This is a genomic window from Streptomyces sp. NPDC058051, assembly GCF_042885475.1.
In the GTDB taxonomy this organism is placed as follows: Bacteria; Actinomycetota; Actinomycetes; order Streptomycetales; family Streptomycetaceae; genus Streptomyces.
Genome location: NZ_JBHVRW010000098.1, coordinates 1 through 1,012, shown reverse-complemented (window position 1 = coordinate 1,012; position 1,012 = coordinate 1). Strand labels below are relative to the sequence as shown.

The window sequence follows — 1,012 nt, the reverse complement described above, 5'->3', positions numbered from 1 at the left end:
GCACCGGGCTGGGCGACGACAAACAGCAGGTGGGTGTGCAGGTCAAGCGGGGCCAGGCCCCCGCCGGTGCCCTGGCCCCCGGCGACAAGGTGCTGGCCGTCACCACCCCGGCCGCAGGGGACCAGCCCGACGCCAAGGATGCCGAGGCGCCTCCGTCGTCGATCAACGGTGTCGTGGTCTCCGTGTCCCGCCCGGACGCCTCGGGCACGATCGTGGTCAATCTCGCGGTTTCCCCCACGGACGGGCCGCTGCTGGCGACCCGGGCCTCGACGGGGCGTATCGCCCTGGTCCGCGAACCGCGGAGCAGTTGACATGCCCGTGACCGCTCTTGTCTCCGCCAAGTCCTGCGGGGTGACCGCGTCCGCACTCGCCCTGACCCTGGCCTCTAAGCGCCCGTCGCTGCTGGCAGAGTGCGACCCGGCCGGGGGCACCATCCGTGCCGGCCTCCTGGACGGACGTGCCACCGCGGGGTTCGGCCTCTACCATCTCGCCGCCGCCGAACGGACCGGCCCCGATGCCCTCGCGAACGCGTTCGCCAATCACCTGTGGCCCCTGGACGAGCCTGGGCACCGCAAGCTGCTGCCCGGCCTGACCGATCCTGCCCAGGCCGCGGCACTCGGCCGGACATGGCCGGCCCTGTCGGATGTGCTGCACGTCCTGGCCGACGAGGCCGGGCACGACGTGTTCATCGACGCCGGGCGCCTCGCGCTGGAGTCCGGGCACCTCCACCCCGTCCTGACTCCGGCTCCGCTGCTCCACCAGGCCGACCTGGTCCTGCTCGTGGTCCGCAGCACCGAGCAGTCCCTCACTCTGGCCCGGCACGTCATCGACCCGCTGCGCACCGAACTGCAGGAACACGGCTCGGGCGCCGACGCACTGGGCCTGCTGCTCATCGAGAGCGGCACCTACCGGGCCCACCAGGTCAGCGACGCGCTCAAGGGCCTGCCGGTGCTCGGTGCCCTGCCCTGGGACACGGACACCGCGCAGTACCTCACCACCGGGGGCCGGCCTC

At 73.0% G+C, this 1,012-nt stretch carries 1 protein-coding gene and 1 pseudogene; both read left to right on the top strand.

The window, feature by feature from the left end:
* Positions 1-311: pseudogene (locus ACFVUT_RS37790) on the top strand (hypothetical protein); the annotation flags it as partial.
* A gap of 1 nt (position 312) precedes the next feature.
* Positions 313-1,012, top strand: a 700-nt coding sequence (locus ACFVUT_RS37785) for a MinD/ParA family protein (RefSeq protein WP_389671198.1), incomplete at its 3' end; no start/stop codon positions are given.